Here is a 26,966-nt window from a genome sequence, read left to right as displayed (position 1 = left end):
CAAGACACTCACATGGCACCCCAAAGACTCGGCCTCATCATGCACGGCGTCACTGGACGCATGGGCATGAACCAGCACCTGATCCGCTCCATCTGCGCCATCCGCGCGCAAGGCGGCGTCACCCTTTCGAACGGCGACAAGGTGATGCCCGACCCCATCCTCATCGGCCGCAACGCCGAGAAGATGGAGGCGCTGGCCAAGGCGCACGGCATCGCGCGCTGGGGCACCGACCTCGACAAGGCCTTGGAGAACAAGGACGACACCATCTTCTTCGACGCTGGCACCACGCAGATGCGCCCCACGCTGCTGGCCAAGGCGATTCGCGCCGGCAAGCACGTGTATTGCGAGAAGCCGATTGCCACCAACCTCAACGAAGCCGTCGAGATCGCACGCCTGGCCGAAGGCTCGGGCCTGAAACACGGCGCCGTGCAGGACAAGCTCTTCCTGCCGGGCCTGCGCAAGCTCGACATGCTGCGCCGCGCCGGCTTCTTCGGCCGCATGCTCAGCGTGCGCCTGGAGTTCGGCTACTGGGTGTTCGAGGGCGACCTGCAGCCCATCCAGCGCCCCAGCTGGAACTACCGCAAGGAAGACGGCGGCGGCATGATCCTGGACATGATGTGCCACTGGCGCTACGTGCTGGACAACCTGTTCGGCGAGGTGAAGTCGGTGTCATGCATCGGCGCCACGCACATCCCCAAGCGCTGGGACGAAGCCGGGCAGCCTTATGAAGCCACCGCCGACGACGCCGCCTACGCCACTTGCGAGCTCACCGGCCACAACGGCGAGCCGGTGATCGCGCAGATCAACATGAGCTGGGTCACCCGCGTGCGCCGCGACGACCTGGTCACCTTCCACGTGGACGGCACCGACGGCTCGGCCGTGGCCGGCCTGTCGAGCTGCCGCGCCCAGTCGCGTGTGGCCACGCCGCGCCCGATCTGGAACCCGGACGAGAAGCAGACCATGAACTTCTTCGACCAGTGGCAGGAGATTCCGGACAGCCAGAGCTACGACAACGGCTTCAAGATCCAGTGGGAGCACTTCATCCGCCACGTGGTGGAAGACGCGCCCTACAAGTGGACCTTGCCGGAAGGCGCCAAGGGCGTGCAGTTGGTCGAGAAGGCACTGGAAAGCTGGAAGGATCGCCGCTGGGTCGATGTGGAACCCCTGAAGGTCTGACACCATGGCGCTCAGCATCAACCTCCCGACCGCCAGCGGCACGCTCGCGCCTTACCGCCTGCAGGGCGCGGTGCTGCAGCGCCCGCCGGCCGGCCTCAAGTTCAACCGCATCGCCTACTCGGCGGCGCACGTGGTGGCCGATCCGCTGGCGCCAGTCGATCCCTGGCTGACGGCCGCCGTCGACTGGGACGCCACCATCGGCTATCGCCGCCACCTGTGGTCGCTGGGCCTGGGCGTGGCCGAGGCCATGGACACGGCGCAGCGCGGCATGGGCCTGGACTGGCCCACCTCGCTGGAACTGATCAGACGTTCGATCGACGCATCGAGGGACGTGCCCGGCGCCTTCCTGGCCTCGGGCTGCGGCACCGATCACCTGGATATCGATGCGGTCAAGAGCGTCGACGATGTCATCCGCGGCTACGAGGAGCAGATGGCCGCCATCGAAGCCCTGGGCGGCAAGCTGATCGTGATGGCCAGCCGCGCACTGGCGCGCGTCGCCAAGAGTCCGGCCGACTACGAGCGCGTGTACGACCGCGTGCTGCGCCAGGCGAAGCAGCCGGTGGTGCTGCACTGGCTGGGCGACATGTTCGACCCGGCGCTGGCCGGCTACTGGGGTACGAAGAACGTCGATGCCGCCATGGACACGGCGCTGGGCATCATCGCGGCCCATCCAGCGAAGGTGGATGGCATCAAGATCTCGCTGCTCGACAAGGACAAGGAGATCGCCATGCGCCGGCGCTTGCCCGCGGGTGTGCGCATGTACACGGGCGACGACTTCAACTACGCCGAACTGATCGCGGGCGACGGCGTGGGCAGCGAAGCGACGCACCGCCAGAGCGACGCGCTCCTGGGCATCTTCGACGCCATCGCGCCGGCGGCCAGCGCCGCCCTGAGCGAATTGGCACAGGGCAAGGACGCGAACTTCCATTCCATCCTCGGCCCCACGGTGCCGCTGTCGCGCCACATCTTTGCGGCGCCCACGCGCTTCTACAAGACGGGCGTAGTCTTCATGGCCTGGCTCAACGGCCACCAGAAGCACTTCACCATGGTGGGCGGCCAGCAGAGCACGCGCTCGCTGCAGCACTTTGCCGAGCTGTTCCGCCTGGCCGACGCTGCCAACGTGCTCGAGCAGCCGGAGCTGGCGGTGGCCCGCATGAAGACCTTGCTGGCCTTGCACGGCATCGATTGAACATGCGCGACTTCACGAAGAGCCACGAGTGGCTGTCGATCAACACCGCCACCATCCGAAAGCAGCAAGGCGCCGAGGTGCCGCTGGAGCGCATCATCGACCAGTGCGCGCAGCGCGGCATCCGCGCCATTAGCCCCTGGCGCGACCAGGTGGCGGCCGCCGGCATCGACCAGGTGGCGGCGCAACTGCGTGCCCACGGCATGGTGCTGTCCGGCTACTGCCGCGGCGGCTTCTATCCGGCAGCCGACGCGGCCGGCCTGAAGGTGGCGCTGGAAGACAACCGCCGCGCCATCGACGAGGCCAAGACGCTCGACGCGCCCTGCCTGGTGCTGGTGGTCGGCGGCCTGCCCGGCGCGCTGCAAGGCCAGGCGGCCTACAAGGACATCGGCCGCGCCCGCGCCGAAGTGCGCGACGGCATCGCGGCTTCGCTCGAGTACGCCCGCGAAGTCGGCATGCCGCTGGCCATCGAGCCGCTGCATCCCATGCAGGCGGCGGAGCGCGCCTGCATCAACACGCTGGAACAGGCGCTGGACATCTGCGACGAACTCGATCCGGCGCAAAGCGGCATGCTGGGCGTGGCGCTGGACGTCTATCACGTGTGGTGGGATCCCAAGCTCGAGCAGCAGGTCGCGCGCGCAGGCACGCAACGCCTGCTGGCCTACCACGTCTGCGACTGGCTCACGCCCACGCGCGACCTGCTCTCCGATCGGGGGATGATGGGTGACGGCGTGATCGAGTTGAAGAAGATCCGCGGCTGGGTCGAGGCCGCGGGCTATGCCGGCTTCAGCGAAGTCGAGATCTTCTCGGATCTCGACTGGTGGAAGCGTTCAGGCGAAGAGACGCTGGACATCTGCATCGAACGCCACCGCAGCGCGGTGTGAAAACCCCGGCGCTCAACCCGCCTGGAAGCGCAGCAGCTTGGCGCTGCCGCCATCGGTGAGGACGTAGAGCCAGCCGTCCGGCCCCTGCCGCACGTCGCGGATGCGTTCGCCACGCTCCCCCAGCAGCGGCTCGCGCGAGACGACCGTGTTGCCGTCGAGCGTCAGCCGCCACAGCGCCGTGCCGGCCAGCGCGCCGGCAAAGAGATTGCCCCGCCACTGGGGAATCGCGTCGGCGGTGTAGAAGGCCAGGCCGCTGGGCGCCATGGAAGACTTGGCGGTGCCGCTCACCCAGGCGGACCCATCGATGGTTTCCCAGTAGCTCAGCGGCTGCTCCATGCCAGCCTTGGCCGTGCCTTCGCCGACTTGCGTCAGCGTGCCATATTCCTGGCCGTAGCTGATGACCGGCCAGCCGTAGTTGAGGCCGGCGCGCGCGATGTTGATCTCGTCGCCGCCCTGCGGGCCGTGTTCGCTCAGCCACAGCTCGCCACTCAGCGGATGCAGCGCCGCGCCCTGCGAGTTGCGGTGACCGTAGCTCCAGATCGTCGGCTGGGCCGTCGCCGAGGCGATGAAGGGATTGCCACTGGCCGGCGCCCCGTCGGTGGTGATGCGCATCACCTTGCCGTTGCCGCGCGTCAGGTCCTGCGCAAAGCCGCGCTCCGAATCCAGCAGCCGATCGCCCAGGGTGATGAAGAGATTGCCCGCCCGGTCGAACACCAGGCGCGAGCCGAAATGGGCGCCACTGGCCACCTTGGGTTGCTGCCGGAAGATCACCAGCACGTTCTCCAGCGCCCGCGTCGTCGCATTGAGCTCAGCACGCGCCACGGCCGTGCTGTTCGACGTGCTGGTGCCTTCGGAATAACTGAAATAGATGCGCCGATTGCTGGCGAACTGCGGATCCACCGCCACGTCCAGCAGGCCGCCCTGCCCCTCGAACAGCACCGTCGGCAGGCCACTGACCAGATCGCTGCTGCCGGCCGGCGTGCCGTCGGCGTTGCGCAGCCGCATCTGGCCGCTGCGCTGCGTGATCAGCATGCGCCGATCCGGCAGGAAGGCCAGGCTCCACGGATTGTTCAGGCCGGTGATGACCTCGACCAGCTGCAGCTTGACCGAGGGGGGCCTGGCGCCCTCCGTGTCGCCGATGGCGGTGGTGCCCGCCACCGTGTCGGGCTGGGTGCCCGCGGCGGGCGCCGGGCCGCCGCCGCCACCACCGCCGCAAGCGGCGACCAGGGCAGCGGCAAGAAGCACGAGAACAGGCAAGGTAGCGGCGATTCTTGGCATGGAGCACCTCCAGGCACGCAAGACCCAGAGTGTGCCGCCATCAACCGCCCGGCGCCAAGCGCCGCTCGCTTGTCCTTACTTCAGCGCCTTGTAGCGCATCCGGTGCGGCCGCGCGCCTTCTTCGCCCAGGCGCCTCTTCTTGTCGGCTTCGTACTCCTGGTAGTTGCCGTCGAAGAAGGTCCACGTGCTGTCGCCTTCGGCGGCCAGGATGTGGGTGGCGATACGGTCCAGGAACCAGCGGTCGTGGCTGATCACCAGCACGGTGCCGGCATACTCCAGCAGGGCATCTTCCAGCGCGCGCAGGGTTTCCACGTCGAGGTCGTTCGACGGCTCGTCCAGCAGCAGCACGTTGCCGCCCTGGATCAGCGTCTTGGCCAGGTGCAGGCGGCCGCGTTCACCGCCCGACAGCGTGCCCACCTTCTTTTGCTGGTCCTGGCCATTGAAGTTGAAGCGGCCCGCATAGGCGCGGCTGGCCATCTGGAACTTGCCGACGTTGATGATGTCCAGACCGTTCGAGATGTCTTCCCACACGGTCTTGTCGTCGCCCAGGGCATCGCGCGACTGGTCGACGAAGGCCATCTTCACGGTCTGGCCGATCACCACCTCGCCCGAATCGGGCTGTTCCTTGCCAGCGATCAGCTTGAACAGCGTGGACTTGCCGGCGCCGTTCGGGCCGATGATGCCGACGATGGCGCCGGCCGGGACGTTGAAGCTCAGGTTGTCCATCAGCACGCGATCGCCGAAGGACTTGCTGACGTTCTTGAATTCGAACACCTGGTTGCCTAGGCGTTCGGCTACGGGGATGAAGATCTCCTGCGTCTCGTTGCGGCGCTGGTATTCGACGTCGCTCAGTTCCTCGAAGCGGGCCAGGCGGGATTTGCTCTTGGCCTGGCGCGCCTTGGGGTTCTGGCGCGACCACTCGAGTTCCTTCTTCAACGCCTTGGCGTGCGCTTCCTCGCTCTTTTGCTCCTGCGCCAGACGCTCGCCCTTCTGCTCCAGCCAGCTGCTGTAATTGCCCTTGTAGGGAATGCCGCGGCCGCGGTCCAGTTCCAGGATCCACTCGGCGGCGTTGTCCAGGAAGTAGCGGTCGTGGGTGATGGCCACCACGGTGCCGGTGAAGCGCTGCAAGAAGATTTCCAGCCACTCGACGCTTTCCGCATCCAGGTGGTTGGTGGGCTCGTCGAGCAGCAGCATGTCGGGCTTGGACAAGAGCAGCTGGCACAGCGCCACGCGGCGCTTCTCGCCACCGGACAAGAGGCTGATCTTGGCGTCCCAGGGCGGCAGGCGCAGGGCGTCGGCGGCAATCTCGATCTGGTGCTCCGAATCGGTGCCGGCGGCGGCGATCACCGCTTCCAGCTCGCCCTGCTCCTTGGCCAGGGCGTCGAAGTCGGCGTCTTCCTCGGCGTAGGCGGCGTAGATCTCTTCCAGCCGCGCCTTGGCCCCGTTCACTTCGCTCATGGCCTCGTCGATGGCCTGGCGCACCGTGTGCTCGGCGTTGAGCTTCGGTTCCTGCTGCAGGTAGCCAATGGAAAGGCCCTGCATCGGGATGGCCTCGCCTTCGATTTCCTTGTCGACGCCGGCCATGATCTTCAAAAGCGAGGATTTGCCGGAGCCGTTCAGGCCCAGCACGCCGATCTTGGCGCCGGGGAAGAAGGAAAGGGAAATGTCCTTCAAGATCTGCCGCTTGGGCGGCACGGTCTTGGAGACCTTGTTCATGGTGTAGACGTACTGGGCCATGGCTATCTTTGCTCGGGTGTGATCAGTTTCAGTTTGGGAAAATAGCTCTTGTAGCGCGCGCGATCTCTCGAGACGAGGGTGCAGCCCATGAGCTGCGCATGCGCTCCGATGTAGAAGTCCGGCAGCAACGACAAGCGTGTGCCGCCAGCCTTGCGGTACTTGTGAAATGCCGCAGTGGCGCCCCGCGCGGCCGCATAGGGCAGTTCCAGCCGTTCATACAGCCGAGCCGGCATCGCCGCGTCCGCATCACGGTCAGACTTGAAGTACACCGATACTTCGGCGTAGATCAGCGGATTGATGGCGAGTTTGCCACGGCGCAAGCAATCACGGATGACCCCGGCGGACCAGTCCATCCATTTCGGGTCTTCGTGAATGACATCGATCAGCACGTTGCTGTCGACCAGGAAGGTTTCGACCGCCTCAGCGCTCGCCACGCGTCATCTCCAGCCATTCGTCGGCCGACAGGTCGACCTGCGACGTCGCACTGCCGCGCAACAGCGCAATCGCCTCGTCGCCAGGCGTGGTCTTGCGCATGACGGGCTTCACCACAATCTGCTTGTTGCGATACTCGAACTCGACCTCGTCGTAGGGTTTGAGGCCCGCAAGTTCTCGAATGTTCTGGGGAATGGTCACCTGGCCTTTGGAAGTGAGCCGCACGCTGCGCTCCTGGTAATACCGATAAAGTAAGAGTTTAGCGCATCACTGAAAATGGCATGGCGCGCACGGCCATTTGGCAGGCCTTGCCCAACTCGTGCGACAATGCAGCTTCGTTGACGGGTCCAGTTGCCCGCAACAGCGGCTCCTCCGCCGGGGACAAGATGGCCTTGCAAGCATGCATGTGGCCTTCGGCTCCCACCCCTTATTCATCATCCCTGACTGGCCCGGTCGCCTCGACGTTTCTTGTGCGAGCCACCGTGGCGGGTTGATGCCACTGCGCCATGGAAGGCGCTCTAGAAGAACTCTCTCTCAATGAAATTTGAAGATCTGCAGTTGGCCCCGGCCATCCTGAAGGCCGTGCACGAGCATGGCTACGACACGCCCACGCCGATCCAGGCCCAGGCGATCCCCGTGGTGCTCGAAGGCCACGACCTGCTGGGCGGCGCCCAGACCGGCACCGGCAAGACCGCTGCCTTCACCCTGCCCATGCTGCACAAGCTCAGCATGAGCCGAAGCGCAACGAACAAATTCGGCGGCACCGGCATCCGTGCCCTGGTGCTCACCCCCACCCGCGAGCTGGCGGCGCAGGTCGAGGAATCGGTCCGTACCTACGGTAAGTACCTGCAGCTCTCCTCCACCGTGATCTTCGGCGGCGTCGGCATGAACCCGCAGATCAGCAAGCTCAAGAGCGGCGTCGACATCCTGGTGGCCACGCCCGGCCGCCTGCTCGACCTGCAGCAGCAGGGCATGCTGGACCTGTCGCACGTGCAGATCCTGGTGCTGGACGAAGCCGACCGCATGCTCGACATGGGCTTCATCCACGACGTGAAGAAGGTGCTGGCCCTGGTGCCCAAGGAAAAGCAGAGCCTCTTGTTCTCTGCCACCTTCTCCGACGAGATCCGCGAGCTGGCCAACGGCCTCCTGCGTGATCCGCAGAGCGTGCAGGTCACGCCGCGCAACACTACCGTGCAGCGCATCACCCAGGTGGTGCACCCGGTGGGCCGCGGCAAGAAGAAGGCCCTGCTCGCCCACATCATCAACGAGAACGACTGGAGCCAGGTGCTGGTCTTCACCCGCACCAAGTTCGGCGCCAACAACGTGGCCGAGTTCTTGACCAAGAACGGCATCGAAGCCATGGCGCTGCACGGCAACAAGAGCCAGAGCGCGCGTACGCAGGCGCTGGCCGGCTTCAAGAGCGGCGAGATCCGCGCGCTGGTGGCCACCGACATCGCGGCCCGCGGCATCGACATCGACGAGCTGCCGCACGTCGTCAACTACGAGATCCCCAACGTATCGGAAGACTACGTGCACCGCATCGGCCGCACCGGCCGCGCCGGCAACAGCGGCGAGGCGGTGAGCCTGGTGTGCCTGGACGAAGAAGGCTTCATGCAGGAGATCGAGCGCTTCACCAAGCAGCAGATCCCGGTGAAGGTGGTCGACGGCTTCGGCCCGGAAGAAGGCGAGCGCGCCGAGCCCATCGCCATGGGCCGCCAGACCATCTGGGGCGGCGCCGGCCGTCCGCCGAGCCGCGAAGTGATGCAGGCCGCGGCCAAGGCAGCGCGCCAGGAAATGATGACGCGCATCCGCGACAACAAGGGCGCCCAGGGTGGCGGCCGCAACGGTGGCGGTGATGGCCAGCGCCGCACCGGCGGCAACGGCAATGGCAGCGAAGCCCGCAATGGCGGCAATGGCGCGAACGGCGCGAATGGCGAAGGCGGCAACGGTGCCGGTCGCCGTCGGCGTCGTGGCGGCCAGGGCGGCGGCGCAGCGCGCGCCCCGCAGCCGCACGGCACGCACCATAACCCGCACGTCAGCCATGTGCCGCACGAGGAGCGCCAGCCGCGCCATCACGGCAACAGCCACAGCCCGACGCAGGCCGACGCCGTGGCGCATCGCCGCGCCGAGCTCGGCAGCGGCGGCGCGGCTGCTGGCCAACCGGATCCGCTGCGCACCAGCGTCGACAGCATGGGCGGCCGCGGCCGTCGTAGTGGTGGCGGCGGTGGTGGATATGGCGGCGGCGGCGGTGGTGGTGGCAACCGCGGCGGCCGCTCGGGCGGCGGCGGTGGATACGGTGGTGGTGGTGGTGGCGGCGGTGGTGGCCGCTTCGGCCGCTGATCAGAGCCGGACGGTTCGACAACAAGGGCGCTTCGGCGCCCTTTTTCTTTGTGCGCAGGGCAGCGATACCCCGGAAAAGCACCTAGCCGCGCTTGTAAAGCCGTTGACATACGGCCGGTGAGAGCCTTCCTAGACTGGGCTCCAACTTGATGCGCGCACGCCGGCTCTCAAGCAAATGTGGCTCTGCCACTTTGCTGGATCCCCCGCGGGGGCGGGCCGGGCTGGCCCGGCCCTGGGGGCTCAACAGCCGGCTGCGAGTTGTCTCAACCCCTGGATGTCACGGATCACCCAATGGGACTTGGCCTTGTCGACGAAGCCGCGTGCCTGCAGCTGCAGCAGCACGTTCGACGCCATGACCCGGCTCAGCCCGGCGATGTTGGCCATTTCCTGGTGCGTGAACGAAACGCGAATGGCGACCGCGCCGCCCGCCAGCAGCTCGCCGTAGGTGTCGCCCAGCTGGACCAGGTGATGCGCCACCCGCTGCGCGGCCGAAGCCTGGCTCAGCAGCAGGTTCTGCACCGCGATCACCCGCAGCTTCATGCCGATCAGCCACAGCACCTGATGCATGCAGGCCGGATCGCTTTCCATGTGCGCCACGAGGCGCCTTCGGTCGATCTGGCGGGCCACCACATCCGACGAAGCCACGGCGCTCAGCGAGTGGCGGCCATCGAGGAAGGCGCTGCATTCGCCCACCATGCCGTTGGTGCCGACGATGGCCATGTGCTTCTCGTGGCCGGAGGCAGACAACAGCACCAGCCGCACGCGGCCCTGTTCGATCAGGTGCACCTGCGTCACCGCTTCGCCTTGCGTGAAGAGCGTCTGCCCCTTGGCGAAGCGCACGGTCGGCGCGTCTTGCGCGATCAGGCGCTCCCAAGCGAAATGCGGCAGCTCGATCCATGCGGAAGGGTTCGCCGTCGCGGCGGCACTGCTCACGCCCATCGTCTCGTCGCCCCTTTGCACGCGCTGCTCAATTCATGAAACATCCATTCTCTTCCTTCCGCAAGCTCTTCCCGATCCTTGAGCACAAGGTCCAGCTGTCCAGCTGCTCTCAGAGCGCACTCAGCCTGCCGGTGCGCCGCGCCATCGACGACTACCTGGAGGTCTGGCAGACGCGCGGCGCCGACTGGGGCTACTGGATGGAGCAGGTCGACCTGGCGCGCGCCGAGTTCGCCCGCATGATCCATGCGGACGCGGCCGATGTCGCGGTGCTCGGCAGCGTGTCCGACGCCGCCTCGTCGCTCGCGTCAACCCTGCGCTTCGACGCGGACCGGCATGACATCGTCACGACCACGCTGGACTTTCCGTCGATCTGTCACGTCTGGCTGGCGCAGGCCCCGCGCGGCGCGCGGGTGCGCTTCGTGCCCGGCGAGGCCGGCAGCAGCACGGCCACCGAGCGCATTGCCGATGCGATCGATGCGCGCACGGCGCTGGTGTCGGTGTCGCAAGCCTGCTACTACGACGGCCAGTTGGTGGACATCGCCGCCACCGGCCGCGCCGCACGCCGGCACGGCGCCATCCAGTTCGTCGACGCCTACCAATCAGCCGGGGCCATCGACATCGACGTGCGCAACCAGGACGTCGACGTGCTCGCGGCCGGCGCACAGAAGTACCTGCTGGGCATTCCGGGCATCGCCTTCCTGTACGTGCGCCCCGAGCTCGCGCAGCGGCTCACGCCGACCATGACCGGCTGGTTCGGCCGCGTGAATCCCTTCGCCTTCGATCCCCAGGGCCTGGACTTCGCGCCCGGCGCGGCGCGCTTCAATACCGGCACGCCGCCCATGATGTGCGCCAGCGTCGCGCGCGCCAGCATGCAGCTGCTCAACGAGATCGGCATCGCCCCCATCGAGGCCTACCTGGCCCAGCTTTCCGACGTGGCGCTGGAGGAGGCCCGGCGCCTGGGCCTCAGCGTTGCCAGCCCGGCGAGCCCTCAGGCCAAGGGCGCGAACACCGCGATCCGCGTCCCGAATGCGCCGCAGCTCGAGGCACGGATGCTGGAAGCCGGCTACGTGGTCTCGGCGCGCAACGACGTGATCCGCATCGCGCCGCACTTCTACAACACGGCCGAGGATGTGACAGGTGCGCTGCGCGCACTGGCACGGCTGGTGCTCTGACGGCTGAAGCGACCATGGACCATCTTTCGCCCCAATCGCATTGCGTGTCCGTCCTGTGCAATGTGCCGGCGCGACAAGCGCTGGATTTCCTGGCCAACGGACTCGAGCTGGGCCGCTGGGCACTGGGTTGCTGGGACACCGTGCCGGTGGGCGACGGCATGGTGCGCGGCCGATCGCTGTTCGACGGGCAGTCGAGCTATGTGCGCCCGGTGGCAGACCGCGCACGCCAGTTGGTCACTTACCACGTGGGCGGCGCGCCTCATGCGCTCAGCCCGCGCATCCAGGCCTTCGTCGAGCCCGTCGAGCCCGTCGAGGCCGGCGGCCCATCGGCGACCTGCCGCATCGTCCTGCATGCGGAGCGCGGGCCGGACATGGACGACGCGCGCTGGCTGCGCCTGGTGCGCTGCCACGAGGTCGAGGTGCTGCTGATCCAGTCCGGCCTGGCACTGCAGGCCACGCAACCCATTTCTGAAACCACCACCGGAGACATGCGCTCATGAACCGACGACACCTCGGCCAGGCATTTGCGGCCACCCTGCTCGCCCCCCTGCTGCAGAGCAGCTGGGCCGCCGGTGCGAAGACCTACAGCGGGCCGATCCGCGTGCTGGTGGGCTTCCCGCCGGGCGGCGCCACCGACGTGGTGGCGCGCGCCATCATCGACAAGCTGGGCAAGGCCATGAACGGCCAGGTCTTCATCGTCGACAACAAGCCGGGCGCTGGCGGGCAGATCGCGGCGCAACTGCTGAAGGCTGCACCGGCCGACGGCTCCACCATCATGCTGTCGATCGACCACACGCAGGTCATCATTCCGCTCACCGTGGCGGCGGCCGGCTACAACCCGGTGAGCGATTTCACCGCGTTGGCGGGCGTCGCCAGCTACTACAACGCACTGGCGGTGAGCAGCAGCACCGGCATCAAGAGCATGGCCGAACTCGGAACCTGGGTGAAGGCCAACCCGACAAAGGCCAACTACGGCGTTCCTGCGCCCGGCAGCGTCCCGCAGTTCATCGGCCACATCGTGGGCAAGACCTTCGGCGTCACGATGAATTCGGTGCCCTACAAAGGCGGCGCGCCCATGGTGCAGGACCTGCTGGCCGGTCAGGTGCCGATCGGCATTGCCTCCATGACCGAGCTGATCGAGCACCACAGGGCCGGCAAGGTGCGCATCCTCGCCACCTCCGGCCAGCAGCGCAACCAGACCGCGCCCGAGATCCCGACCTTCAAGGAACTGGGTTTTGTCGGCATCGACAAGAACCCGTGGCTCGCGTTCTTCGGGCCCAAGGGCATGTCCACCGAGTTCGTCGATCAGTTCGACGTCGCCGTGAAGTCCGTGCTGGCCCAGCACGACGTGCAGGAGCGCCTGGCCAAGATGGGCAATGAAGTGACCCCTGCCCGCGGCCGCGAGGTGCAGCAATGGGTGGTGGATGCCAACCTCCATTGGGGCCAGGTGATCCGCGACGCCGGCTTCAAGCCGCAATAGGAGGTCGCATGGAGCGCCAGTTCATCCAGAGCGGATCGCGCTGGGAAGACATCGCCGGCTACTCGCGCGCCGTGGTCGACGGCGACTGGATCTTCGTGTCCGGCACCGTCGGCCAGGACTTCGCCACCGGCAGTTTCCCGCCGGGCGCGGGGCCGCAATGCGAGCAAGCGATCGACACCATCGAAGCCGCACTCGCCCAGGCGGGCGCAAGCCTGGCGGACGTGGTCCGGGTCTGCGTCTACGTGCCCGACCGCCAGGACGTGATGACCGTGAGCGAAGTCCTGCGCCGGCGCATGGGCGACAACCGCCCCTGCAACACCACCCTGTGCTGCCCCCTGGCGGTGGAAGAAGCCAAGGTGGAGCTCGAAATGACCGCGCGGCGGCGCGGCTGACACACCCTCATTCCCGATTGGAGAGACGCCCGATGAAGATCCTGTCACAGCTTGCCGACGCCATGCGCGGCGGCGCGGTCCGCACCATCGACCTGACGCACACCTTGAGCGAGGACTTTCCCGCGCTCCAGTTGCCGCCCCAATTCGGCCAGGTCTCGGCCTTCAAGATGGAACGCATCTCGCGCTATGACGATGCAGGCCCGGGCTGGTACTGGAACAACTTCAGCTGCGGCGAACACACCGGCACCCACTTCGACGCGCCGGTGCACTGGATCACCGGCAAGGACCACGGCGACAACAGCGTGGACACCATCGCCCCCGGCAACTTCATCGCACCGGCGGTGGTGCTCGATGCCAGCGCGCAGGTCGCAGAAGACCCCGATTGGCTGCTGACGGTCGACTTCCTGCGCGCCTGGGAAGCGCGGCATGGCCGCATCCCGACCGGCGCCTGGGTGCTGCTGCGAACCGACTGGTCCAGGCGCCTTCGCGACCCGGCCGCCTTCGTCAACATGCGTGAGGACGGGGCCCACACGCCGGGCCCGACGCAAGAGGCCGTGGAATGGCTGATCCGGGAACGCGACGTGCATGGCTTCGGCGTCGAGACCATCAACACCGATGCCGGCCAGTCCTACCGCTGGCCGCTGGCCTACCCCTGCCACACCCTGATGCACGGCGCCAACAAGTACGGGCTGCAGTGCCTGAAGAACCTGGATCAGCTGCCGGCCACCGGCGCGCTCATCGTCTCGGCGCCGCTGAAGATCCAGGACGGCTCCGGCAGTCCCCTGCGCGTGCTGGCGCTGGTGGAGGACTGAGGCCCACAGCGGGGGTTGTCCGGCCCCGCCGGCAGGCTCAATGAACGCCCTTGACACGGGCGCGCACGGCGGCAGCTGCCGGCGGAGCCTTCAGGTGCGTCGGCGGCCGGCTCAGGCGCGGCAGCCGGCTGCGCGAGCCCAGCACCTCCTCGATGTCTGCGCGCGCGCTCTCGATCAGACGCAGCACGGCGGCCTCGGCCGCGGCCGGATCGCGCGCGATCAGGGCGTCGAGCACCGCGCGGTGCAGCGGCAGCGACAGCGCCGGCCCATTGGCCTTGCTGGTGGAAATCTCGAAGCTGGTGCGCAGCAATGCATGCAGCACCTTGTTCATCTGCGCCAGCATGCGGTTGCCGGCCGCGTCCAGGATGCCGTGATGGAAGCGCAGGTCGAAGCTGACGTAGTCGCCGCCGTTCTCGATGGCGCCCTTCATGCCGGCGTACGCCGCCTCCATCTCCTCGATGTGGCGCGGCGTGGCCCGCTCGGCCGCCAGCCGCGCCGCGGCCGGCTCCACCACGCGGCGCAGGTCCTGCAGGTCGCGCACGAACTCATGCGTCAAGCCGCAGCTGGCCTGCCAGGTGATGACATCGGGATCGAACCAGTTCCAGCGCTCCTGCGGCAGCACGCGGGTGCCGACCTTGGGGCCGGTCACGATCAACCCCTTGGCCACCAGCGACTTGACCGCCTCGCGCACCACCGTGCGGCTCACGCCGAACTGCTCGCACAGGATGGGCTCGGCAGGGATCGGCCCGCCTGCCGCATAGCGGCCGCCGACGATGGCTTCCCCCAGCAGGTCCAGCGTGCGTCCGTGGGTGTTCTTGGCGGCCATCGCGCTGCTTTCTTTTGGGGCTGCCGCCGACTTCAATGGCCCACCGGCGTCAACAGCGCCTGCCCGGCGAAGTGCGCCGCCAGGTTGGCCAGCACCAGGTTGGCCATGGCCTCGCGCGTTTCCCGGGTGCCGCTGGCCATGTGCGGCGTCAGCACCACCTGCGGCATCTCGCGCAGCTTGTCGGGGACATGGGGCTCGTTGGCAAAGACGTCGAGCGCAGCACCCGCGATCTGGCCCTGCTCCAGCGCGGCGATCAGTGCGGGCTCATCCACCACGCTGCCGCGCGCCACGTTGATCAGGAAGCCCTGCGGACCCAGCGCCTGCAGCACCTTGGCATCGATCAGCCCGCGCGTGGCGGCGCCGCCCGGCGTGATGACGATGAGGAAATCGACCGCATGCGCCAGCGCCACCGCATCGGGGAACCAGGTGTAGTTGACCTCCGAGCGCGGCGAGCGCGCCGTGTAGCTGATGTGCATGCCGAAGGCTTCGGCGCGCTTTGCGATGGCCTGGCCGATGCGGCCCATGCCGACCACGCCCAGCTTGCCGCCGCTGACCTTGCGCGCCAGCGCGATCGGCCCTTGCGGCCACCGGCCCTCGCGCACGAAGCGGTCGGCCTGCGGAATGCGCCGCGCCACCGACAGCAGCAAGGCCATGGCCAAGTCGGCCACGTCGTCGTCGAGCACCTCCGGTGTGTTGGTCACCGGAACCCCGCGCTCGTGCGCCGCCGCCACGTCGACCCCGTCGTAGCCGACGCCGAAGACCGTGATGACTTCCAGCGCAGGCAGCTGCGCGATCAGTTCGCGCGGCACCTTGGCCTCGCCATTGGCCACCACGGCGCGAATGCCGGGCGCGGCCGCCGCGAAGGCGGGCAGGTCGCTCTGGTGGATGCGGTCGTGCACGGTGTAGTCGCGCCGCAATGCCTCCATCAGATAGGGCATCAGCGGGGCGACGACCAGCACTTCGGGGCGCTGCATGCTCGTCTCCTTCGATGGAAGGCTCGGTGCCTGGACCGAGCCCGAGCAATCATATGATGATCGTTTCGGCCGCTCCGCAGAGGACAAACCCTAGACGCTGGGCGGCATCCCTTGCCCTCTGCGCACGAAGCGGCCGGCACGCGCGACGGCGGCGCGCGCCTCGCCCGTGTAGCTCAGCACGCCGTTGACCCACACCTTCTCGATGCCTTCCGAGAACTGCCGCGGCGCTTCGAAGGTGGCGCCGTCGCGCACCGTCTTCGGGTCGAAGACCACCACGTCGGCCATGAAGCCGGCGGCGAGCAAGCCGCGCTCGCCGATGCGAAAACGCCTGGCCGACATACCGCTCATCTTGTGGATGGCCTGCTCGAGTTGCAGCAAGCCACGCTCGCGCCAATAGCTCGCGAGCACGCGCGGGAAGGCGCCCCACAGGCGGGGGTGCGGCCGCTCGTCATGCGGCAGGCCGTCGGAACCGATCATCGACAGCGGATGGGTGATGACGCGGTCCACGTCGTCCTCGCGCATCTGGAAGTAGCAGGCATTGCCCGGCTTCAGGCGCCGCGCCGCCTCCTGCTGAGACAGGCCCCACTGCGCCGCGATGTCCTTCAGGTAGCGCCCGCCCATCTCCGGATGGGTCTTGCTGCCGGTGATCAGGATGTCGATCACGCCGTCCACCAGGTCTTCGCGCAGCACGGTGGAGCCGGCCGTGTAGGGGTACACGTCCATCGCCATCTCCTGGCCGCGCGCCAGCGCTTCGATCAGCGGCAGGGTCTCGCGCGTGCGGCCCCAGTTGGCCGGGCCGGCGCACTTGTGGTGCGAGATCACCAGCGGCAAGCCGGACTGGCGCGCCGTCAGCGCCGCTTCCTGCAGCGCCGGCAGGATGCCGGCCAACTCGTCGCGGATATGGGTCGCATAGACGCCGCCATTGCGCGCCGCCACCGTGGCCACCGCCACCAGTTCCGGCACGTCGGCCGCGTAGGCCTCCTCGTAGAAGATGCCGGACGACAGGCCCAGCGCGCCGGCATCCATCGCTTCCTGCATGTCGGCGGCCATGGCCGCGCGCTCGGCCTCGTTGGCCGGCCGGTCCAGCACCGGCATGTGGCGCATGCGCAAGGCGGTGTGGCCCAAAAGCGCCGCCACGTTGACGCCGGGCCGCGCCGCGTCCACCGCCGCCGCGTACGCGCGCATGCTGGCGTGGCGGAACTGGCCGCTGCCCAGCAGCGACAACGGCGCCGCTGGCGCATCGGTGACCACCGGCGCCAGCGAGATGCCGCAGTTGCCGACGATCACCGTCGTCACGCCCTGCGACAGCTTGGGCAACATGTCGGCCTTCTCGATGGCGGCGGCGTCGTCGTGCGTATGCACGTCGATGAAGCCTGGGGCCACGACCTTGCCGCTGCAGTCGATGACCTCGACATCGCCCGCCAGCAGTTGCGCCGGGATCCGGCCCGGCGCAGCCACCGCAGCAATGCGCTCGCCCACCAACAGCACGTCGCCCGGCTGGCCGGGTGCCGCACTGCCGTCCACCACCAGGCCGCCTTGCAGCAGGGTGACTCTTTGCTCAGCCATTTCGGCCTCCGTCCATCGGTCCGCGCTCCTCGTCGCGCATGGCTTCGGTAGCGCCGGAGTATTCGGCGCTGTCGAAGCCATGCTTGTGCAGCAGTTGCTTGAATTGCGCGAGGCCGCGCGTGGCCACCGGCCCGAGCTTCTGCGCCAGGCGCACCATGAGAATCTCGATCACCACCAGGTGCGCCAGGTAGGCTTCGGTGCCGACCCGCATCACCGCGTCCTGCGGCACCGACACCGCCAGCAGATGGTCGGCAATCTCGGCCAGCGGCGTGCCGGGCTGCGTCAGCGCCACCACGGTGGCGCCCTGCGAGCGGGCGAAGCGCGCCGCCTCCAGGGTGTAGGGCATGCGGCCCACGTGCGAAATGACGAAGGCCACGCCGTCGGGCCCCAAGGTGCTGGCCGACACCAGCTGCTGGTGCGCGTCGAAGATCGCGTTGGCCGTGCGGCCCAGGCGGAACAGGCGGCTCTGCAGCTCGCCCGCCATGAAGGTGGACGCCGCGCCCACCGAATAGCAGTCGATGCGTCGCGCCGTGGCCAGCCGCGTCGCCACCTGGTCGAGCACCTCGACATCGATGCGCCGGCCCAGTTCGGTGAGCGAAGAGACTGCCGCGTGCACGATCTTGCTCGTCACGTCGTTCGCGCTGTCGTCCGCCCGCACGCTGCGGTGCAGGTAGGAGCCACGCACCGCCAGGTCCTGCGCCAACGCCAGCATGAACTCGCGCACCGAGTCGAAGCCAAAGCTGCGGCAGGTGCGCACGATGGTCGGCATCGAGACGCCGGCCTGCTGCGCCAGCTGTTCCACCGTGGCGGCCACTGCGGCGCTGGGGTCGTCCAGCATGCACTGCACCACGCTGCGCTGCGCGGTGGGCAGGCCGTCCATGCGCTCACGCAGGCGCGACAGAAGATTGGTTGCTGCGTCGTTCATCGCCCGGTTCTTCTTCGTTGTTCAGAAGCGCGTGCTGATGGCGCCGCTCACCGCGCCATCGTCTTCGACGAGCGGCAGCCAGCGCCATTTGTCGAAGGTGGTGCACGGGTGCGAGATGCCCAGCACCACGCGGTCGCCCACCTGCGGCACGCGGCCTGCCGGGTCGAAGCGCAGATAGGCATGCTGGTCGTTGAGCGCGCTGATCTTCCAATCGGCCGGCACCGGCTGGGCCTGGCGCGTGCCGCGCGGCGCATGGCGCACCGGGATGGGCATCTCCAGGTCGTAGGAGATGTCGCGCCGGCCACAGGTGAGCAGCGCCAGCCCGGGCTCGGGCACCGACTGCACCATGGCCCATACCTCCAGTGCCGGACGCAGCGAAGCGTCCAGGCCCTCGCGGCGCTCCACCAGCTTCAGGAAGCGCTGGTAGTTGCCATGGTCGTGCGTGATGTAGCAGCCCGAGCGCAGCACGCCCGCAACCTGCCGCGACAGGCCCTGGGTGCGCAACAGCGGCACCACCAGGTCGAACACCGCCGAGCCGCCAGCCGTGAGCAGGATGCTGTCTTCCGAAAAGAGGTTCTCCGCATCGCAGGCGCGCGCGGCCTCGGTCACGCGCTGCACCAGCGCACTCACCTCGCGCGCGTCATGCTCGCTGTTGCATTGGGCGACGCCGCCTTCGTAGCACTCGATGCCGCCGAGCCTGGCGGCTGGCGAACGGGCGATGGCGCGGGCCAGCGCCAGCGCCTCCTCCAGCGTGCGCACGCCGGTGCGCTGGCCCGGCACGCCGATTTCCAGCAGGGTGTCGAAGCGGCGGCCGTATTTGCGGCGTCGGGCCCAGTCCTCGATCATGGCCAGCTGCGCCAGCGAATCGACCAGGAACCAGACTCGCAGGTCCTGATGCTCGGCCAGCAGCTTGGCCAAGCCGTCCAGGTCGGCATCGGCCAGCACCTGGTTGGCGATGATGGCGCGGCGCGCACCCGCTTCCACGCCGACCGCCAGTTGGAAGATGGTGGCGAAGGTCAGGCCCCAGGCGCCGCCTTCCAACTGCTGGCGGAACAGCTCCGGCGACATGGTCGTCTTGCCGTGCGGCGCCAGCGCCACGCCCTTGCGCTGCGCGAAGTCCTGCATCCAGGCGATGTTGTGCGCCAGCGCCGAGCGGCGGATGGCCGCCAGCGGATAGGGCATGTCGTCCGCCAGAACGTTCCAGCCCTTGGCGCCGATGTCGGCGGCGCGGCAGGGCGCGGCGCCCAGGGGGTAGCTCTTGTTGCGGTGGTCGAGGATCAGTTCTTCTTCAGTCATGGCGTGTTCATTCCTTCCAGCAAGCATGCCAGTGTCCGGGAGCGACTTCGCGCAAGGCCATGTCGGCGCTGGCGCAGCGCGCCTCCGCGCGCGGGCAGCGGGTGCGGAACACGCAGCCCGACGGCGGGTTCGCCGGGCTGGGCAGGTCGCCCTGCAGCAGCGGCACCTCGCGGCGCTGGGCCGGGTCGGGAATGGGCGCGGCAGCCAGCAAGGCGCGGGTGTAGGGATGCCTGGGGCTGGCGTACAGCGAATGCGTCGGCGCAATCTCCATCACGCGGCCCAGGTACAGCACCACCACGCGGTCACACAGGTACTCCACCACATCCAGGTCGTGCGAGATGAAGAGCAAAGTGAGCTTGAGCTTTTCCTTCAACTCGCCCAGGAGGTTCACCACCTGCGCCTGGATCGACACGTCGAGCGCCGACAGCGGCTCGTCCGCCACGATGAACTGCGGCTGCACCGCCAGCGCCCGGGCGATGCCGATGCGCTGGCGCTGGCCGCCGGAGAACTCGTGCGGAAAGCGATCCGCGTGCTCAGGCCGCAGGCCGACCTGCTGCAACAGTTCGTGGATGCGCGGCGTGCGCGCCGCGCCCTTGGCCAGGCCGTGCGTATCGAGCGCCTCGCCCAGCACGTCACGGATGCGCATGCGCGGGTTCAGGCTGGCGTACGGGTCCTGAAAAATGATCTGCACCTTGGAGCGCAGCGGGCGGAACTGCGCTTGAGAAAGGCCCGCCAGGTCCGTTGGCGCCGCGTCGGAGCCCTGCGGCGTGTAGAGCATCTGCCCGTCGGTGGGGTCGACCAGGCGCGTCAGCAGGCGGCCGATGGTGCTCTTGCCCGAGCCCGATTCGCCCACCAGGCCCAGCGTCTCACCCTGGCGAATGGTGAAGCTCACGTCGTCCACCGCGCGCACCGGGTGCGTTCCCTTGCCGAAGTATTTGCGCAGGCCCTTGATCTCCAGCAGGTTCCGGCTGTCTTCCAATACGGCGCTCATGCGGCCTCCTGTTCGGTGAATCCAATGCAGCGCACCATGCGCTCGCCGCCGGCTGTTTCCAGTGCCGGCATGGCGTCGTTGCAGGCCGCACGCGCGTAGCTGCAGCGCGGCGCGAAGGCGCAGCCCGGCGGCGGCGCCAGCGGGCTCGATACCTGGCCGGGAATGGCCACCAGCTGCGGCCGTTTGCCCGGCACATGAGACTGGCCGCGCTGCCGCGCCACGCCCGGCAGGCAGGCCAGCAGGCCCCGCGTGTAGGGATGCGAAGGTGCAGCAAACAGTTCGTGCACCGGCGCCGATTCGACGATGCGGCCGGCATACATCACGGCCACCGCATCCGCGTACTGCGCCACCACACCCAGGTTGTGCGTGACGAAGAGCATGCTCATGCCCGTCTCTTTCTGCAGCCGGCCCATCAGTGCCAGGATCTGCGCCTGGATGGTCACGTCGAGCGCAGTGGTCGGCTCGTCGGCGATCAGCAGGGTCGGGTTGCAGGCCATGGCCAGGGCGATCATCACGCGCTGGCGCATGCCGCCCGACAGTTGGTGTGGGTACTCGTGCACGCGCTGCTTCGCGGCCGGAATCTCGACCAGTTCCAGCATGCGCTGCGCATGGGCCAGCGCCGCCTTGCGGTCCAACCTCAGGTGCAGGCGCACCGATTCGGCAATCTGCTCGCCGATGGTCAGCACCGGGTTGAGGCTGGTCATCGGCTCCTGGAAGATCATGCCCAGCTCGTTGCCGCGCAGCGCGCGCTTGTCGGCTTCGGGCAGCTGCAGCAGATCGACGCGCTGGCCGTCGCGCCGCACGAAAAAGGCTTCGCCCGTCACCTGCGCCTGCGAGGTCTTGGCATGCAGGCCCATCAGCGTGAGGCTGGTCACCGACTTGCCCGAGCCCGACTCGCCCACCAGCGCCAGCGTCTGGCCGGGGCGGATCGAGAAGGACACGTCGGCCACGCTCTGGATGCGGCCGGCGTCGGTGGCGAAGGAGGTGGACAGGCCGCGCACTTCGAGGCGCGGCGCCTGGGTGTTCATCGTGGTGGTGGCGTTCATGTCAGGCCGCCTTCTTCAGTTTCGGGTCCAGCAGGTCGCGCACGCCATCACCCAGCATCTGCAGCGACAGCGCCGTCAGCACGATCGCCACGCCCGGACAGAAGATGGTCCAGAAGGCCTTGTCCGCGTATTCCAGGCTGCCGGCGATCATGGTGCCCCACGTGGGAATGTCCGGCGGCACGCCGACGCCCAGGAACGACAGCCCCGCTTCGGCCAGGATGGCGTAGGCAAAGATGAAGGTGACCTGCACCAGGATCGGCGACATCAGGTTGGGCAGGATGTGCTTGCCCAGAATGCGCGGCGTGCGCACGCCCAGCGCGCGGGCGGCGTCGACGAACAGCAGCTCGCGCAGCACCAGCGTGGTGGCGCGCACCACCCGTGCCACCCGAGGTGTGTAGACGATCACCAGCGCCAGCATCACGTTCCACAGCGACACACCGAGGATCGAGACCAAGGCGATGCCCAGCAGGATGTCGGGGAAGGACATCATGGCGTCGACCAGGCGCATCAGCGGTGCATCGAGGCGGCGGAAGAAGCCGGCCAACATGCCCAGCAGGGTGCCGAACAGCACCGCGCCGGCCGCGGTGACGAAGCCGATCGACAGCGAATAGCGGGCGCCATGAATGATGCGCAGCATCACGTCGCGGCCCAGTTCGTCGGTGCCGGCCCAGTGGGCGGCCGAAGGCGAATTCAGGCGCTCGCTGATCGAGATCGCAGTCGGATCGGCATCCGACAGCATCGGGTAGAACAGCGCCACGCACAGCACCATCAGCAGCACCATGGCAGCCGCCAGCACGATCTTGCGGGCAAAGAGCTTGCGCAGCATCGGGGCTGCACCACGGAAGATGGCCATGCTCATTTACCCTCCAGGCGGATGCGCGGATCGACCAGCGTGTAGAGAAAGTCCACGCCCAGGTTGATGAAGACGTAGATGGCGGCGATCACGAGCAGCGTGCCCTGGATCACCGGGTAGTCGCGCCGCAGCACCGCGCGCACCACCAGGTTGCCGACGCCGGGCAGGTTGAACACCGTCTCGGTGACCACCGTGCCGCCGATCATCAGCGCCAAGGTCAGGCCGAGCACCGTGACGATCGGCACCAGCGCATTGCGCAGCACGTGCTTCACCATGATCACGCCCTCGGGCAGGCCCTTGGCGCGTGCGGTGCGCACATAGTCCTCGCCCAGGATGTCGAGCATGGAAGCGCGGGTGAAGCGGATGATGAGGGCCGAGTTCAACAGGCCCAGCACCAGCGCCGGCAGCAGCAGGTGATGCAGCCGCTCGCCCAGGGTGGCCATTGGGTCGCCATAGCCCGAGGCCGGAAACCAGCCCAGCTTGACGGCGAAGAACTGGATCAGGATGAGGCCCAGCCAGAAGCTGGGCACGCTGGCGCCCAGCATGGCCACGCCGCTCACGGCCTGGTCGGCGCTGCTGCCGCGCCAGACGGCGGCGGCCATGCCGGCCGGGATGCCGATCAGCGCGGCAATGAAGACCGCAAACAGCGCCAGGAACAGCGTGGGCTCGGCACGCTCCAGCAGCGCCTGCGACACCGGCCGCTGCAAGAAGAGCGACTGCCCCAGGTTGCCCTGCGCCAGCTCGCCCAGCCACAGCACGAACTGCGTGGTGAGCGGCTTGTCCAGGCCGTACTGGACGCGGGCCTTGGCAATGTCGGCGGTGGTGGCCTGGTCGCCCAGCAGCAGGGCCACCGGATCGCCCGAGGCCAGCCGCGTCAGCAGGAAGACCAGCACGGCGACGATGGCCAGCACCACGAAGGCGCCGGCCAGGCGGCGCAGCAGAAAGTGAAGCATTTGGAACCCTCCCCTATCGCGCCTGGCTTACTTGGCCAGGCCGGTGTTCCAGAAGAAAGGCCAGATGGCGGGCGTGTAGCCCTCCAGCTTGGCCGAGCGCGCCGACAGGCTGTTGAACTTGCCCACCTCGATGAAGGGCACCTCGTCATACACCGTCTGCTGCACCGCGCCCCAGAGCTGGCCGCGCTTGGCCGGGTCGACTTCGGTGTTGAAAGCCGAGAGCGTGCTCTTCTTGGCAGCCGAGTCCCACCAGCCCGGCGCGCCGTCGCCCAGTTGCGGCGGCGACAGCATCGGCTCGGGGAACAGGCCCGAATGGGTGATGTAGACGTCCCACAGCTTGGCGTCGTTGCGGCGCTGCACCAGGGTGGCCCAGTCGACCACCTGCAGGTCGGTCTTGAAGCCGGCCTTCTTGAGCTGCTCGGACATCACCAGCGCCATGTTGTAGTGGAACTCGTACTGGCGGCTGGCCATGATGCGCACCGGCTTGCCGTCGTAGCCGGCCTTGGCGGCGGCTTCCTTGGCGCCCTTGGCGTCGCGCGTGTTGTACATCTTGCTGCCCGCGTCCGAGTAGTACGGCGTGCCCTTGGGGAAGAAGTTGGGCTCCACCACGAAGAAGCGGTTGTCGCCGAAGCCCGCGGCCAGCAGCTCGCCCTGCCCCACGGCTTGTTGCACCGCGCGGCGCAGGGGTTGCTGGGCCAGCACGCCCTCCTTGGTGTTGAACACGATGTAGGGGAAGCCGAAGTTCTTGGTCACGATCGGCACCACGGCAGGCTGGCCCTTCTCGATGCGGCCCGCCGCTTCCACCGGCAGCAGATCGGCGTACTGGAACTGGCCCGACAGCGCGCCTTCGACACGCGTGTTGGCGCTGGGCACCGGCACGAAGCGCAGCTCGTCGAGCAGGGCCTCGCGCTTGCCGGCGTAGCCGCTGGGCGCCTCCTTGCGCGCCGAGTAGCCGTCGAAGCGGGTCAGCACAGTGAACTGATCGGGGCGGCGCTCCTTGAACTTGTAAGGGCCGGTGCCGATGAATTCGGTGATCTGCGGCGCGATGCTTTCCTTGGCCATGATGGCCGCCATGCCGCTGGGCAGGGCCAGCTGGGCCAGGAGTGGCGCGTACGGGCTCTTCAGCTTGAGCTCGACCGTGTTGGCGCCCTTGGCCGTGAGCGATGCCACTTCCTTGCCCACCGCCTTGCCGCGCGGCGACAGTTCCATCCAGCGCTGCAGCGAGGCCACCACATCGTCGGCGTTCAGGTCGCGGCCGTTGTGCAGCTTCACGCCCTTGCGGATGGCGATGGTGTAGGCCAGCCCATCCTTGGACACCGTCGGCATGCCTTCGGCCAGCATCGGCGCCACCTTCCAGCTGGCGTCGAAGGTGTAGAGCGGCTCATACACGTGCTGCATGATGGTGCCCACCAGGTCGGCGGTGCTGGTCATCGGATCGAGGCCCTGCGGCTCGCCGACCATCGCCAGATTGGCGGCGCCGCCCTTGGCCGGCTCGGCTTGCGTGAGGCCGGGCGAAAGGACCAGCGTCAGCGCGGTGGCCAGGGCGCCCGCCAGCACGTGCCGCCTCGGGGCGGCAGCCGCGAAGGGCTTGCAAATACCAGTTGTGGCTACAGTGTCGGCAGAAGTTTGCATCGCGGCTCCATGAGTAATAACATTACATGGCAAATCGTATTTGACACGCCTTAAGGCGTCAATTTCGGGTTAATCCCTAGTTTTTCTGTAATCTTCTTACACCAAAAAGGTGCGAACCATGCCCCAAGTTGAAATGCTCGGCCAGTCACCCATCGCCTCCGATCGCCAGGCGCGCCCTCTTTCGCCGGCCACCCGCGCCGGCGATTTCGTCTTTGTCTCCGGGCAGGTGCCCACCGACGACCAGGGCCAGGTGATCGTGGGGGGCATCGAGGCACAGACGCGCCAGGTCTTCAAGCGCGTCGAGGAAGCGCTGGCGCTGGCCGACTGCAAGCTGTCGGATATCGCCAAGGTCAGCGTGTGGCTCAACGACGCCCGCGACTTCGGCAGCTTCAACCGCGTCTACATGGAGCTGCTGGGCGACCACCGGCCAGCCCGCTCCACCGTCGAATCGCGCCTGATGATCGACGCCAAGGTCGAGATCGACGTCACGGCCTACAAGCCGAAGGCATGAGCTCGCGACTGGTTGCGGTCGACTGGGGCACCAGTTCGCTGCGCGGCGCGCTGATTGACGCCGACGGCCGCGTGCTGGAAGAGCACAGCCATGCGCGCGGCATCCTCACGGTCGAGCGCGGCGCCTTCGGCGATGTGTTCCAGGCGCTGTTCGGCGAGTGGATGCGCGAGCCCGGAACGCGCTGCCTGATCGCCGGCATGGCCGGCAGCAAACAGGGCTGGGTGGAAGCGCCCTACTGCCCCTGCCCGGCCGGCCTGGCCGAGGTGCGCGCGCGGGTGCTGGAGATCGAGCCGGACCGCATCGCCATCGTGCCGGGCCTCGCCATCGAGCACGACGGCGTGCCCGACGTGATGCGCGGCGAAGAGGTGCAGATCTTCGGCGCCATGGCGCTGACCGGTGTGCGCGACGGCCTCTTCGTGCTGCCCGGCACGCACAACAAATGGGCGCGGGTCGAAGAAGGCCGGGTGACGGGCTTTCGCACCTTCATGACGGGCGAGTTCTATGCGCTGCTCAGCCAGCATTCGATCCTGGCGCGCACGCTCGACGCCACGGCGCCGCTGGATGAAGCGGCGTTTTTGCAGGGCGTGCAGCGGGCCGGCAATGGCGAAGGCCTGCTGCACAACGCCTTCGGCGCACGCACCCTGGCCTTGTTCGAGCGCATGCCGGCGAGCGCGCTTTCCAGCTATCTGTCGGGCGTGCTGATCGGCGAGGAATTGCGCGCGCAATCGCTCGTCGCCAAGACCCGCCAACTGGTGCTGATCGGCGCGCCGGCCCTCACGCGGCGCTATGCGCTGGCCTTGAAGAAGGTGCATGGCAGCGAGGCCCGCACCTTGGGCTCCGAGGCGACCTGGGCTGGCTTGCACGCACTGTCCTCCACCCATTGACGATCAAGTCCGCAAGACCATGAGCACACCCCACGAGAAATTCCAGACGGCCGCGAGCCAGCTTCCCCTGGTCGCGATCCTGCGCGGCCTCGCGCCCGACGAAGCGCCGGCCATTGGCGAGGCGATCGTCGAAGCCGGCTTTCGCATGCTCGAAGTACCGCTCAATTCGCCCGAGCCCTTGAAGAGCATCGCATTGCTGCGCCAGCGCTTTCCGCAGGCACTGGTGGGTGCCGGCACGGTGCTCGAGGTGCAACAAGTTCGGGCCGTGAAAGATGCCGGCGGCGAGCTGATCGTGTCGCCCGACTGCAACCGCGAGGTGATTGCAGAGACGAAGCGGCTCGGCATGGTCAGCCTGCCCGGCATCCTGAGCCCGAGCGAGGCCTTTGCCGCGCTGGCCGCCGGCGCGTCGGGCCTCAAGCTGTTCCCGGCCGAGGCGGCGTCGCCGGCGGTGGTGAAGGCCCTGCTGGCGGTGCTGCCGGCCGGAACAAGGCTGATGCCGGTGGGCGGCATCGCGCCGGACAACATGGCCGCCTGGCATGCGGCCGGCGCCGCCGGCTTCGGCATCGGCTCGGCCTTGTACAAGCCCGGCAAGAGCGCGGCGGCGGTCGCCGAAGATGCGCTGCGCTTCGCCGCCGCCTACCGGGGCCTCCTGCGCGCCTGAGCGGGCGCCTGGCCTCGCGG

General features: G+C 68.0%; 27 protein-coding genes. 12 read left to right on the top strand and 15 right to left on the bottom strand.

Annotated elements, in window-relative coordinates; all coding sequences use genetic code 11:
• Positions 1-12: 12 nt before the first annotated feature.
• From ACIPRI_RS19625 to ACIPRI_RS19615, 3 genes are read left to right on the top strand one after another with little or no spacing between them, the layout of a single operon-like run.
• A complete protein-coding gene (locus ACIPRI_RS19625) occupies positions 13-1,176 on the top strand; it encodes a Gfo/Idh/MocA family protein (RefSeq protein WP_446623155.1) in 1,164 nt (387 codons plus the stop codon).
• A gap of 4 nt (positions 1,177-1,180) precedes the next feature.
• Positions 1,181-2,365, top strand: a complete 1,185-nt coding sequence (locus tag ACIPRI_RS19620; RefSeq protein WP_446623154.1) for a dihydrodipicolinate synthase family protein — start codon at positions 1,181-1,183, stop codon at positions 2,363-2,365.
• A 2-nt stretch (positions 2,366-2,367) separates the two neighbouring features.
• Positions 2,368-3,246, top strand: coding sequence for a sugar phosphate isomerase/epimerase family protein (locus ACIPRI_RS19615; protein ID WP_446623153.1), 879 nt, complete (start codon positions 2,368-2,370; stop codon positions 3,244-3,246).
• A 12-nt stretch (positions 3,247-3,258) separates the two neighbouring features.
• Here the strand turns inward: ACIPRI_RS19615 and ACIPRI_RS19610 are convergent, their stop codons facing one another.
• The 4 genes from ACIPRI_RS19610 to ACIPRI_RS19595 all read right to left on the bottom strand — a co-directional run bounded on the left by ACIPRI_RS19610 (position 3,259) and on the right by ACIPRI_RS19595 (position 6,918).
• On the bottom strand, positions 3,259-4,524 hold the full coding sequence (locus tag ACIPRI_RS19610; protein ID WP_446623152.1) for a PQQ-dependent sugar dehydrogenase: 1,266 nt from the start codon (positions 4,522-4,524) through the stop codon (positions 3,259-3,261).
• A 75-nt stretch (positions 4,525-4,599) separates the two neighbouring features.
• The gene (ettA, locus tag ACIPRI_RS19605; RefSeq protein ID WP_446623151.1) at positions 4,600-6,261 is read right to left on the bottom strand and encodes an energy-dependent translational throttle protein EttA; all 1,662 of its coding nucleotides are present in this window, start codon (positions 6,259-6,261) and stop codon (positions 4,600-4,602) included.
• A 2-nt stretch (positions 6,262-6,263) separates the two neighbouring features.
• The gene (locus ACIPRI_RS19600) at positions 6,264-6,695 is read right to left on the bottom strand and encodes a type II toxin-antitoxin system VapC family toxin (RefSeq protein WP_446623150.1); all 432 of its coding nucleotides are present in this window, start codon (positions 6,693-6,695) and stop codon (positions 6,264-6,266) included.
• The gene (locus tag ACIPRI_RS19595) at positions 6,682-6,918 is read right to left on the bottom strand and encodes an AbrB/MazE/SpoVT family DNA-binding domain-containing protein (protein ID WP_446623149.1); all 237 of its coding nucleotides are present in this window, start codon (positions 6,916-6,918) and stop codon (positions 6,682-6,684) included. Before ACIPRI_RS19595 ends, ACIPRI_RS19600 begins: the two co-directional genes overlap by 14 nt.
• A gap of 312 nt (positions 6,919-7,230) precedes the next feature.
• Between ACIPRI_RS19595 and ACIPRI_RS19590 the strand changes: the two genes are divergently transcribed.
• Positions 7,231-9,033, top strand: a complete 1,803-nt coding sequence (locus ACIPRI_RS19590) for a DEAD/DEAH box helicase (RefSeq protein WP_446623148.1) — start codon at positions 7,231-7,233, stop codon at positions 9,031-9,033.
• Between the two features lie 240 nt (positions 9,034-9,273).
• Here the strand turns inward: ACIPRI_RS19590 and ACIPRI_RS19585 are convergent, their stop codons facing one another.
• Entirely contained in the window at positions 9,274-9,966 is a 693-nt protein-coding gene (locus ACIPRI_RS19585; protein WP_446623147.1) for a Crp/Fnr family transcriptional regulator, read from the bottom strand.
• A gap of 41 nt (positions 9,967-10,007) precedes the next feature.
• On the opposite strand from ACIPRI_RS19585, the gene ACIPRI_RS19580 reads away from it, so the two are divergent.
• Genes ACIPRI_RS19580 through ACIPRI_RS19560 form a run of 5 tightly spaced genes read left to right on the top strand, consistent with a single transcriptional unit; the run spans position 10,008 to position 13,828 of the window.
• Positions 10,008-11,144 carry an aminotransferase class V-fold PLP-dependent enzyme gene (locus ACIPRI_RS19580; protein ID WP_446623146.1) on the top strand — a complete coding sequence of 379 codons (1,137 nt, stop codon included), beginning with the start codon at positions 10,008-10,010 and terminating at the stop codon, positions 11,142-11,144.
• Between the two features lie 14 nt (positions 11,145-11,158).
• Complete coding sequence (locus ACIPRI_RS19575; protein WP_446623145.1) at positions 11,159-11,644, top strand: hypothetical protein; 486 nt, start codon at positions 11,159-11,161, stop codon at positions 11,642-11,644.
• Positions 11,641-12,624: a Bug family tripartite tricarboxylate transporter substrate binding protein gene (locus ACIPRI_RS19570; protein ID WP_446623144.1), complete on the top strand. Its 984-nt coding sequence runs from the start codon at positions 11,641-11,643 to the stop codon at positions 12,622-12,624. Before ACIPRI_RS19575 ends, ACIPRI_RS19570 begins: the two co-directional genes overlap by 4 nt.
• A gap of 8 nt (positions 12,625-12,632) precedes the next feature.
• Positions 12,633-13,016, top strand: coding sequence for a RidA family protein (locus tag ACIPRI_RS19565; protein ID WP_446623143.1), 384 nt, complete (start codon positions 12,633-12,635; stop codon positions 13,014-13,016).
• A gap of 32 nt (positions 13,017-13,048) precedes the next feature.
• The gene (locus tag ACIPRI_RS19560) at positions 13,049-13,828 is read left to right on the top strand and encodes a cyclase family protein (protein ID WP_446623142.1); all 780 of its coding nucleotides are present in this window, start codon (positions 13,049-13,051) and stop codon (positions 13,826-13,828) included.
• Positions 13,829-13,865: 37 nt separating this feature from the next.
• Here ACIPRI_RS19560 and ACIPRI_RS19555 read toward each other — a convergent pair whose 3' ends face one another.
• The 10 genes from ACIPRI_RS19555 to ACIPRI_RS19510 all read right to left on the bottom strand — a co-directional run bounded on the left by ACIPRI_RS19555 (position 13,866) and on the right by ACIPRI_RS19510 (position 24,890).
• A complete protein-coding gene (locus ACIPRI_RS19555; protein ID WP_446623141.1) occupies positions 13,866-14,654 on the bottom strand; it encodes a FadR/GntR family transcriptional regulator in 789 nt (262 codons plus the stop codon).
• A gap of 32 nt (positions 14,655-14,686) precedes the next feature.
• Positions 14,687-15,628: a 2-hydroxyacid dehydrogenase gene (locus tag ACIPRI_RS19550; protein WP_446623140.1), complete on the bottom strand. Its 942-nt coding sequence runs from the start codon at positions 15,626-15,628 to the stop codon at positions 14,687-14,689.
• Between the two features lie 90 nt (positions 15,629-15,718).
• Positions 15,719-17,194 carry an N-acyl-D-amino-acid deacylase family protein gene (locus ACIPRI_RS19545; protein WP_446623139.1) on the bottom strand — a complete coding sequence of 492 codons (1,476 nt, stop codon included), beginning with the start codon at positions 17,192-17,194 and terminating at the stop codon, positions 15,719-15,721.
• Entirely contained in the window at positions 17,187-18,119 is a 933-nt protein-coding gene (locus ACIPRI_RS19540; RefSeq protein ID WP_446623138.1) for a MurR/RpiR family transcriptional regulator, read from the bottom strand. The genes ACIPRI_RS19545 and ACIPRI_RS19540 overlap by 8 nt, the downstream gene beginning before the upstream one ends.
• A 21-nt stretch (positions 18,120-18,140) precedes the next feature.
• Complete coding sequence (locus ACIPRI_RS19535) at positions 18,141-19,415, bottom strand: amino acid deaminase (RefSeq protein ID WP_446623137.1); 1,275 nt, start codon at positions 19,413-19,415, stop codon at positions 18,141-18,143.
• Positions 19,416-19,422: 7 nt separating this feature from the next.
• Positions 19,423-20,406 (bottom strand): ABC transporter ATP-binding protein, encoded by a 984-nt coding sequence (locus ACIPRI_RS19530; protein ID WP_446623136.1) that lies wholly within the window; start codon positions 20,404-20,406, stop codon positions 19,423-19,425.
• Complete coding sequence (locus ACIPRI_RS19525) at positions 20,403-21,452, bottom strand: ABC transporter ATP-binding protein (protein WP_446623135.1); 1,050 nt, start codon at positions 21,450-21,452, stop codon at positions 20,403-20,405. The genes ACIPRI_RS19530 and ACIPRI_RS19525 overlap by 4 nt, the downstream gene beginning before the upstream one ends.
• 1 nt (position 21,453) lies before the next feature.
• Positions 21,454-22,311: an ABC transporter permease gene (locus ACIPRI_RS19520; protein WP_446623134.1), complete on the bottom strand. Its 858-nt coding sequence runs from the start codon at positions 22,309-22,311 to the stop codon at positions 21,454-21,456.
• On the bottom strand, positions 22,308-23,258 hold the full coding sequence (locus ACIPRI_RS19515; protein ID WP_446623133.1) for an ABC transporter permease: 951 nt from the start codon (positions 23,256-23,258) through the stop codon (positions 22,308-22,310). The genes ACIPRI_RS19520 and ACIPRI_RS19515 overlap by 4 nt, the downstream gene beginning before the upstream one ends.
• Before the next feature lie 27 nt (positions 23,259-23,285).
• On the bottom strand, positions 23,286-24,890 hold the full coding sequence (locus ACIPRI_RS19510) for an ABC transporter substrate-binding protein (protein WP_446623132.1): 1,605 nt from the start codon (positions 24,888-24,890) through the stop codon (positions 23,286-23,288).
• 118 nt (positions 24,891-25,008) lie between these two features.
• Here ACIPRI_RS19510 and ACIPRI_RS19505 point away from each other — a divergent pair, with 118 nt between their 5' ends.
• The 3 genes from ACIPRI_RS19505 to ACIPRI_RS19495 are packed head-to-tail and all read left to right on the top strand — an operon-like array spanning position 25,009 to position 26,946.
• A complete protein-coding gene (locus ACIPRI_RS19505; RefSeq protein WP_446623131.1) occupies positions 25,009-25,401 on the top strand; it encodes a RidA family protein in 393 nt (130 codons plus the stop codon).
• A complete protein-coding gene (locus ACIPRI_RS19500) occupies positions 25,398-26,285 on the top strand; it encodes a 2-dehydro-3-deoxygalactonokinase (protein WP_446623130.1) in 888 nt (295 codons plus the stop codon). Before ACIPRI_RS19505 ends, ACIPRI_RS19500 begins: the two co-directional genes overlap by 4 nt.
• A gap of 19 nt (positions 26,286-26,304) precedes the next feature.
• Positions 26,305-26,946: a 2-dehydro-3-deoxy-6-phosphogalactonate aldolase gene (locus ACIPRI_RS19495; protein WP_446623129.1), complete on the top strand. Its 642-nt coding sequence runs from the start codon at positions 26,305-26,307 to the stop codon at positions 26,944-26,946.
• The last annotated feature ends 20 nt before the right edge of the window (positions 26,947-26,966 follow it).

Source organism: Variovorax sp. LARHSF232 (assembly GCF_052871435.1).
This window is presented reverse-complemented; position numbering and strand designations above follow the sequence as displayed.